This is a genomic window from Polaromonas sp. UBA4122 (assembly GCA_002381615.1).
GTDB lineage: Bacteria > Pseudomonadota > Gammaproteobacteria > Burkholderiales > Burkholderiaceae_C > Polaromonas.
Window position 1 is genome coordinate 23079 of record DFWY01000172.1, and the last position, 6875, is coordinate 29953.

General features: G+C 59.7%; 8 protein-coding genes and 1 tRNA gene. 4 read left to right on the forward strand and 5 right to left on the reverse strand.

Going from position 1 to position 6875, the window contains the following annotated elements; genetic code table 11:
• Positions 1-174 precede the first annotated feature (174 nt).
• The 3 genes from dut to coaBC are packed head-to-tail and all read right to left on the reverse strand — an operon-like array spanning position 175 to position 2209.
• Positions 175-621: a dUTP diphosphatase gene (dut, locus tag B3F77_RS20715; RefSeq protein WP_293606788.1), complete on the reverse strand. Its 447-nt coding sequence runs from the start codon at positions 619-621 to the stop codon at positions 175-177.
• Positions 618-905 carry a hypothetical protein gene (locus B3F77_RS20720; protein WP_293606789.1) on the reverse strand — a complete coding sequence of 96 codons (288 nt, stop codon included), beginning with the start codon at positions 903-905 and terminating at the stop codon, positions 618-620. Before B3F77_RS20720 ends, dut begins: the two co-directional genes overlap by 4 nt.
• Entirely contained in the window at positions 902-2209 is a 1308-nt protein-coding gene (gene coaBC, locus B3F77_RS20725; RefSeq protein ID WP_293606790.1) for a bifunctional phosphopantothenoylcysteine decarboxylase/phosphopantothenate--cysteine ligase CoaBC, read from the reverse strand. The genes B3F77_RS20720 and coaBC overlap by 4 nt, the downstream gene beginning before the upstream one ends.
• Positions 2210-2627: 418 nt before the next feature.
• On the opposite strand from coaBC, the gene B3F77_RS20730 reads away from it, so the two are divergent.
• The gene (locus B3F77_RS20730) at positions 2628-4952 is read left to right on the forward strand and encodes an ATP-dependent DNA helicase (protein WP_293606791.1); all 2325 of its coding nucleotides are present in this window, start codon (positions 2628-2630) and stop codon (positions 4950-4952) included.
• Positions 4953-5222: 270 nt separating this feature from the next.
• Here B3F77_RS20730 and infA read toward each other — a convergent pair whose 3' ends face one another.
• Together infA and B3F77_RS20740 are read right to left on the reverse strand one after the other, a co-directional pair.
• On the reverse strand, positions 5223-5480 hold the full coding sequence (infA, locus tag B3F77_RS20735; protein ID WP_092132708.1) for a translation initiation factor IF-1: 258 nt from the start codon (positions 5478-5480) through the stop codon (positions 5223-5225).
• Between the two features lie 66 nt (positions 5481-5546).
• On the reverse strand, positions 5547-5786 hold the full coding sequence (locus tag B3F77_RS20740; protein WP_293606792.1) for a hypothetical protein: 240 nt from the start codon (positions 5784-5786) through the stop codon (positions 5547-5549).
• Positions 5787-6170: 384 nt separating this feature from the next.
• Between B3F77_RS20740 and B3F77_RS20745 the strand changes: the two genes are divergently transcribed.
• The 3 genes from B3F77_RS20745 (at position 6171) to B3F77_RS21105 (ending at position 6697) form a co-directional block, all read left to right on the forward strand.
• A tRNA-Ser gene (locus tag B3F77_RS20745) sits at positions 6171-6260 on the forward strand.
• A 70-nt stretch (positions 6261-6330) separates the two neighbouring features.
• Positions 6331-6480 (forward strand): hypothetical protein, encoded by a 150-nt coding sequence (locus tag B3F77_RS21100; RefSeq protein ID WP_414703065.1) that lies wholly within the window; start codon positions 6331-6333, stop codon positions 6478-6480.
• A gap of 46 nt (positions 6481-6526) precedes the next feature.
• On the forward strand, positions 6527-6697 hold the full coding sequence (locus tag B3F77_RS21105) for a hypothetical protein (RefSeq protein WP_414703066.1): 171 nt from the start codon (positions 6527-6529) through the stop codon (positions 6695-6697).
• Positions 6698-6875: the final 178 nt, after the last annotated feature.

The window sequence follows — 6875 nt, forward strand, 5'->3', positions numbered from 1 at the left end:
AACTCACTCCGATCAACGAGCAGCTTGCCTAGGGACTCTCATCAGTTTATTACACGCGCATCACCCAAAGCCCGGGGTGGGGCCTCAGGCTGTCCTGGCGTCGGAGTCCGCTATCCAGGGATGTAGGAAAAGCCTGACACCCGTTGACGCAAGGGCAAATGTGGGTGTTGCGCGCTAGGCTTTGCCGGTCGATCCATACCCGGCTTCGCCCCGTTCGCTGACGGGAAATTCGGTGACTACATTGAATTGTGCCTGCGCGACCGGCACGATCACCAGTTGCGCAATGCGTTCCATGGGCTCGATGGTAAAGGGCACATCGCTGCGATTCCAGGCGCTGACCATCAACTGGCCCTGGTAATCGCTGTCGATCAGGCCCACCAGGTTGCCCAGCACAATGCCGTGCTTGTGGCCCAACCCGGAGCGCGGCAAAATGAGTGCGGCATAGCCGGGGTTGTGCAGGTAAATCGCGATACCGGTGGGCACGAGCTGCCAGGCATTGGCGCCGAGCGTAAGCGGTGCATCCAGACAGGCGCGCAGGTCCAGGCCGGCACTGCCGGGCGTGGCATAGTTTGGAAGATTGCCCTGAAGGCGCTGGTCGATGATCTTGACGTCAATGTTCATGGGCTGTTTTTTTGCTGGAATGATTGAGCTTTTCTGGCTTCTTCGGCAGCGCGCTTTACCAGATCGCGAAAACGTTGCATAAGGAAAGACATTTTCGCCAAGGGCTCCAGAACAGCCTTGACGGAGGTCGTGCCAGCGCTCGCCGCAAACGGCGTGGTGATCGGGGCGCCCTCCTTGGGTTTGAGCAGGTCTTCGCGCGCACCAGCCACCGCGTTACTGCCCGTCAGACGTTCAACATAGCGCGCGAAATCGCCGTCAGGTGGGGTGTCCGAAGGGTGAATCATGACGCTGCGGGTTGCTGGCCAGAAGCCCGGTTATGAGGCGTGCGCGCAGCCATCCTGGTCGCTATCTCCTGAACCAGCCGCCGCGCGAGCGACAGCTTGGATGCCCTGGGCAGCGGGGTAACGCCCAGCTCGTCAACCAGCAGCAGCGTGTTGTGATCCTGACCAAAGGTGTCTGGCCCGATGTTGCCAACCAGCAGGGGCACATTTTTGCGCAGACGCTTGGCTTGGGCGTTCTCAAGCAGGTCATGGCTTTCAGCCGCAAAGCCCACGCAAAACAGCTTGCCCGCCTGGGCGGCGGCGGAATGGGCGACCGTGGCCAGGATATCCGTGTTCTCAGTAAATCCCAGTTGCGGCGCATGGCCTGAGCCGTCTTTCTTGATCTTTTGGCCCGACGGTGCGGCGGGTCGCCAATCGGCCACCGCGGCAGTTGCTATGAAAACAGTAGCTGCTTGCACCCGTCCTGTAATGGCTTCAAGCATATTTTGTGCTGATTTCACGTCGATACGGGTCACACCGCGCGGCGTGGGCAGACTCACCGGACCGGCGACCAGCGTGACTTCGGCGCCCGCCTCGCGCGCGGCGCGCGCGATGGCAAAGCCCATTTTCCCGCTCGACAGGTTGGTAATGCCGCGCACCGGATCAATGGCTTCATAAGTGGGTCCGGCCGTGACCAGTACGTGCTGGCCGGCCAGCACCTTGGGTGCAAAAAATGCGATGATGTCTTCGAGCAGTTGTTCTGGTTCGAGCATGCGGCCGTCACCAGTTTCACCGCAGGCCTGAAAGCCTGTGCCCACGCCCAGCACCGTGGCGCCGTCCGCCTCAAGCTGAACGAGGTTGCGCTGCGTGGCTGGATGCGAATACATCTCGCGGTTCATCGCCGGTGCCAGCAGCAGCGGCACCTTGTCAATGGGTCGGGCCAGGCACATCAGGCTCAGCAGGTCATCGGCACGGCCATGGAGCAGCTTGGCCATGAAGTCGGCGCTGCACGGCGCAATCAGAATGGCATCGGCCCCGCGCGAGAGGTTGATGTGCGCCATGTTGTTGCTGATTTCGTTGACAGGGCGGCTATCCCACTGGCTGGTATAGACCGGCCTGCCACTGAGGGCCTGCATAGTGACAGGCGTGATGAACTGCTCGGCCGCCTCGGTCATCACCACCTGCACGGTGGCGCCCGCCTTGATCAGGGCGCGGCATAACTCCGCCGCCTTGTAACAGGCTATACCGCCCGAGAGGCCGAGCACCATATGTTTGCCGGCCAGATCCAGCGTTTCATCGCCGCTCAGGCCATTTACTTGATTCGTCATATTCCGCAATGTAGCAGCTAGTGTAGTGTTGCATTCTGCTTGGAACTTGAGGCGAAGGAGCAATGGCGAAGACACAGGCGGCTTCATGGGCTGTGGCTGATGAATTCTGGAAACGGGTTGTGGGCAAGCACTGCGTGCGGTGCACCAGACCTTCATGCCATGGTTCAAAGCAGACTTCTTCGAGGCGCTGTGAAAGGCGGATCTTGCCACTTCATTTCATTCCACCCGGCTTTCAAGCACTGCTGAGCGTGCCAGGGCTTATGACTTCATGAATTTGGCGCACTATTCGCTATTGAATTAATAGCTGCTTGCACCCGTAAAATAATGGCTATAGGCATTTTTTTCTTAAGAACGACGCCAATCGGCCGGGAAGCCGGCCCTGAAAATTCCCCACGCTGAACCCGAGAGAGAACCCCGATTGAAATACGTTGTAGCCGTCAGGGCCCTGTGCGAGTTCACGGCCAAGCACGGTGACCTGGACCTGCGCTTTACGCCCTCGCCTTCCGCGCAGGAAGGCATGGCGGGCCATGCGCTGGTGGCAGCACGCCGGGCGGAGACCTACCAGGCCGAGGTCAGCCTGACGGGCGAGTACCGGCAGTTGCTGGTGCGCGGCCGGGCCGATGGCTACGACCCGGAAAAAAACCAGCTCGAAGAGGTCAAAACCTTCAGGGGTGACCTGGTCACCTTGCCCGAGAACCACCGGCAACTGCACTGGGCGCAAGTCAAAATTTACGGCTGGCTGCTGTGCCAGAAACTGGGACTGCCCGAGCTGCGCCTGGCACTGGTTTACTTTGACATCGGCAGCCAGCAGGAAACGCTGCTGAGCGAGCTCTTCAGCGCAGACGCGCTGCAGCACTATTTTGAGGCGCAGTGCGAAAAGTTTCTGTATTGGGCGGCGCAGGAACTGGCGCATCGCGCCACGCGTGACGCGGCGCTGGGCGCCCTGGCGTTTCCGCACGAATCCTTCCGCCCGGGCCAGCGCGAACTGGCCGAAGCGGTTTACAGGTCGGGCAGCAGTGGCCGCTGCCTGATGGCGCAGGCACCCACCGGCATTGGCAAAACCATAGGCACCGTCTTTCCGCTGCTCAAGGCGGTGCCCCGGCAGGAACTCGACAAGGTGTTTTTTCTGGCGGCTAAAACCTCCGGCCGCAAGCTGGCGCTTGATGCGCTGGCACTGATCAAAGACAGCGCGCCGCACCTGCCCCTGCGAGTCGTCGAGCTGGTGGCGCGCGACAAAGCCTGCGAGCACCCGGACAAGGCTTGCCATGGCGACTCGTGCCCAATGGCCAAAGGTTTTTATGATCGCTTACCGGGGGCGCGCAGTGCGGCGCTTTCAGTCCCGCTGGCTCCGGGCTTGCTGGACAAGGAGGCGCTGCGGGCCGTCGCGCTGGCGCACGGGGTGTGCCCCTACTACCTGAGCCAGGACTTGGTGCGCTGGAGTGATGTGGTGGTGGGCGACTACAACTATTACTTCGACGTGAGCGCCCTGCTGCACGGGCTGACGGTGGCCAACCAGTGGCGCGTCAGCGTGCTGGTGGATGAGGCGCACAACATGGTGGAGCGGGCACGCAAGATGTACTCGGCCGGGCTGGACCAGGCGGATTTGGCCGCAGTGCGGCAGTCTGCAACCCCGGCCCTCAGGAAGTCGCTGGACCGCCTGCACCGCGCTTGGCGCGATTTGCACCAGGACCAGGACGAGACCTACCAGGTGTATGCCGAGCTGCCAGCCAAATTCCTTCAGGCACTGCAGCAGGCGACCAGCGCCATCACCGACGACCTGGAAGCCCACCCGACGCGCGTGGATGCCGGCCTGCAACGCTTTTATTTTGACGCGCTGCAGTTCTCGCGCATGGCCGAAAGCTTCGGCAAGCACTCGCTGTTTGACATCACGCTCAGCCACGAAAGCGGAAGTGCAAAAGCCGGCCGGCCTTTTGCCCAACTGTGCATCCGTAACGTGGTGCCAGCGCCATTTCTAGCCGCGCGCTTTGCCGTAGCGCGCTCAGTCGCCCTGTTTTCTGCCACCTTGAGCCCGCAGACCTATTACGCCGACACCCTGGGCTTGCCGGGCAACACTGTCTGGGTCGATGTGCCGTCGCCGTTCGTGGCCGAACAGTTGTCGGTGCAGGTGGTAGGCAACATTTCCACCCGCTACCAGCACCGCGATCACTCCCTCTCGCCCATCGTGGACCTGATGGCACGGCAATACGCCGAAAAGCCCGGAAATTACCTGGTGTTTCTAAGCAGCTACGACTACCTGCAAAAACTGGCTACGCTGTTCAGAGCGCGTTACCCGCACATCCCGATGTGGGAACAGACGCGCCGCATGGAAGAAGCCGCGCGCGACGAGTTTCTGGCGCGCTTCACACTGGACGGACAGGGCATAGGCTTTGCCGTGCTGGGCGGCTCTTTTGCCGAAGGCATTGACTTGCCGGGTGAGCGCTTGATCGGGGCCTTCATTGCCACCTTGGGCCTGCCGCAACTCAACCCGGTGAATGAGCAGATCAGGGCACGCATGGGTGCCAATTTTGGTGCAGCCCAAAGTTATGACTACACCTACCTTTACCCCGGCCTGCAAAAAGTGGTGCAAGCTGCCGGTCGGGTGATTCGCTCAAGCTTGGACCGTGGCGTGATTTACCTCATGGATGACCGGTTTGCACGACCCGAAGTACACGCACTGCTGCCCAGCTGGTGGCGGGTTCTCTCCATGCGTGTTGTACAGGGAAGCGACCGGGCAACGGCCTAAGTCACACGACCGAAAAAGGTCAACCGGGCAACAGCCTGCGGGCCTGCGGGCCTGCGGGCCATCAGGATTTACGGACAAGACCCATAGCGGCGCGACGTGCCTGCCGCAGCGTGAGGGTGCCGCGTTCAGATAATTCAAGAACAATAGGCCTCTAGCACAATAAGGACGGGCGTGAGCAGCTACTAGAAACATAGCAATTCAGGGCCTATTACAAAAGCCACGGCGCAGGCGCGACGGCCTTGGCGTTCAGTACACCGTGGGGCGGCTTGCTTAGCGCGCCTGTCGTGGGGCCGGACCTGGTCCGCGACCTGCAATGTGACGGAAGGTGATACGCCCCTTGCTAAGGTCATAAGGCGACAGTTCAAGTGACACCTGGTCACCGGCCAAAATGCGGATATGGTTTTTGCGCATCTTGCCTGAGGTGTAGGCCACGAGTTTGTGACCGTTGTCAAGCGTGACGCGAAAGCGTGAGTCGGGCAACACTTCGTCAACCAGCCCGTGCATTTCAATAAGTTCTTCTTTGGCCATGATGTAACTCCTAGAGAATTGGAAAACTTGTCTGTGTATGCTGGCCCCAGGGGGGCCAGGCACCCGTCAGGAGCAAGCCGGCGATGCGCTTTCGTGAATCCAGCGCCGTGCGTGTTCGGTGGCGTAATGCACGGCGGCTGCCGCGCTGTCAAAAAGCCTGCTGAAACGCAGTATGCGGTCATGCGTGCCACTGCCGCGTCCGGAGCGGATGGAAACTGAGGCAGCGTAGCAGCCTTCGCCCTGCTGTTTGGCGAGCGGTGAGACAAGGTATTTGCCCACCGCTATTTTGGTGTGATCAATGTTCATGAAAGTCTGTGCCAAGTATTTGTCCCGGCTTGATAAATAGAGAAGTAACCGGCTTGCGAGCAAGCCAACGAGTGTTCGGTTTCTACCCGCCAAGCACTTGAAAGGGCCGTGCTGGTTGGGCCACGAGTGGGCACCGTCGGAAGAAGTGCTCGCCAGGAAAATAGAACAGTGCTGAGAGGGTTCAGGGCTGTATGGGCACTGAAAACACTGTCAAAGCTCCGTAAATTTGGGCTCTGAGAAGCGCCGCATTTGAGAAGGAAGCCAAGGATAAAGGGGCTTCGATGTAAAAAGCTGATGCTTTACCGTATCTGATATTGTAACCGCCTCAGGGGAACCACGTCTTTGATGTCTTTCAGACTGACCAGCGGTTAAACTATCGCACTTGGAAGCGTGGCAGAGCGGTTGAATGCAGCAGTCTTGAAAACTGCCGAGGATGTGAGTCCTCCGTGAGTTCGAATCTCACCGCTTCCGCCAGAAATCTAAGCGTCATGCGGCCTCCCAGCCCATGGCGCTTTTTTACTCCACTTTCTAACCCTATTTTCAATTGTGGTGCGTTGTGAAAGCCGGTGGCGACGGCGTGGACGACGGCGTCAAGTACCACCGGGCTATTGCTGATGCGGCGCCTAATCCCTTTCTTCTTCTAGGCATACTGGAATATTTGGGCCAGTTCCTGCGGGAAGCCACGCGCCAATGAGGCGCGGCGAGCGGACTTTGCGCGTCAGGTGGCAGAGAAGCATGAAATGATTAGGTGCACCTTTGAAGCAGGCGACGCAACCGCCGCGCGCAAGGCAGCTTCGCAGCACATGAACAACGCCATTCAGCGCGTCGAGCAAGCTGATCCGGCCTTCTGGCAGCAAGCGGGCGGGCAGTTGGCGCGCCCCCTCGTCTCGGGCCTAAGTCATCGGAGTTGACCCCAACTTTGTCTGGGAGAAGCGCGAAATCAGTCCGGTGCGGGGTAAACCCCGACGCCAGATTGATTCAATATTCCTATGATGACCATATGAATTTACCTTTTTCGGTGCACCGCTTGAACACCAAATAAAATGGGCAATCAAATTACACCGAGTGTAGGAGTGATCGGCCTGGGGG

What these genes read in the sequence shown, in the direction of transcription:
- dut (WP_293606788.1), bottom strand. Translation starts at nt 621, where the DNA reads ATGAACATTGACGTCAAGATCATCGACCAGCGCCTTCAGGGCAATCTT.
- B3F77_RS20720 (WP_293606789.1), bottom strand. Translation starts at nt 905, where the DNA reads ATGATTCACCCTTCGGACACCCCACCTGACGGCGATTTCGCGCGCTAT.
- coaBC (WP_293606790.1), bottom strand. Translation starts at nt 2,209, where the DNA reads ATGACGAATCAAGTAAATGGCCTGAGCGGCGATGAAACGCTGGATCTG.
- infA (WP_092132708.1), bottom strand. Translation starts at nt 5,480, where the DNA reads ATGGCCAAAGAAGAACTTATTGAAATGCACGGGCTGGTTGACGAAGTG.
- B3F77_RS20740 (WP_293606792.1), bottom strand. Translation starts at nt 5,786, where the DNA reads ATGAACATTGATCACACCAAAATAGCGGTGGGCAAATACCTTGTCTCA.
- B3F77_RS21105 (WP_414703066.1), top strand. Translation starts at nt 6,527, where the DNA reads ATGATTAGGTGCACCTTTGAAGCAGGCGACGCAACCGCCGCGCGCAAG.